General features: G+C 29.3%; 1 protein-coding gene. It reads right to left on the bottom strand.

The genetic code is table 11. From position 1 onward, the window contains the following. Window positions 1-1124, bottom strand: a 1124-nt coding sequence (locus COZ07_RS01715) for a 5'-3' exonuclease H3TH domain-containing protein (protein ID WP_406606873.1), incomplete at its 3' end; no start/stop codon positions are given. Between the last annotated feature and the right edge of the window lie 49 nt (window positions 1125-1173).

Raw genomic sequence — 1173 nt, forward strand, 5'->3', positions numbered from 1 at the left:
GAAATTCCTTGAAAAATAAAGGCATTTAGAAGAATTCCATTCATTTCCATTTGAGCCAAAATTTCCACCAAAGGTATTTCAATTTCCCAAAAAACAGTTTCCAAATTTTTTTGTTTTTTCTGCGTTTGGGATATTTTTTCCATTTTCTCTTCAAAAATTTTTTTCAATTTCTTGATATAATCCGTTTGGCGACAAATCTTTTCAATTTTTTCTTGAAAAGACATTATTTCCAATCCCAACTGCCCCTTATTGTTTCTTTCCTCAATTTCTTCTCCCAATTCTTTCAAAACTAAAAAAGGAAAATCAATTTTAGCTCCCGGGTCAAGAACGTAAGCCAATAGCATAATATCGTATAATTTTCCTTTTAAAATTATTCCATAAGAAAATAAAATTTTTATACTTATTTTTAAATCATATCCGATTTTAACAATTTTTTCATTTTCAAAAATATCTTTAATAAATGAACGGGTTTTTTCACTATATTTTGCATATCCAGCTCGCCCAGACTCCCAAGAAAAAGAAACTCCTAAAATTTCATTGTGCCCGTTTTCCCTTTCTTGTGTTTCCAATTTAAAGCTCAACTCCTTTTTTTGAGAAAGATCCTTCCAAAAATCATTCTCTTTTTCTTTAATTATAAAATTATATTTAAAATCTTTGACGCTCTTATTTTTCTTCTCTTTTTTTGAACAATTTTCAGATTCATCCAATTTATTTTGAGGAATTCTTTTTATTAGTGAAAAAAAATTCAATTCTTCAAAAAGTTTCACCAATTTTTTTTTGTCAAAATCATCAATCTTGGCTTTTTCCAAATCAAATTCCACCGGAACATTTCTAACAATCGTTGCCAATTTCTTGCTCTTGATCGCTTGCATTTTATCTCTTGTCAATTTTTCCCTCACCGAAATTTTTATTTTTTCTATATTTTTATAAATATTTTCCAATGTTTCAAATTCTTGCAAAAGACTGACAGCGGTTTTTTCTCCAATCCCAAACACTCCCGGAATATTATCTGACGGATCTCCTCTCAAACCCTTAAAATCAATCAATTGTTTGGAAGAAATTCCATATCTCTCATATATTTTATTTTCATCATAAAGAACCGCGTCGCTCAAACCTCTTCTCATCGTGTATATTTTGGTTTTTTTGCTGGCTAATTGCAAAGTGTCCAAATCT

The organism is Candidatus Infernicultor aquiphilus (genome assembly GCF_002784285.1).
Lineage (GTDB): Bacteria > Atribacterota > Phoenicimicrobiia > Phoenicimicrobiales > Phoenicimicrobiaceae > Infernicultor > Infernicultor aquiphilus.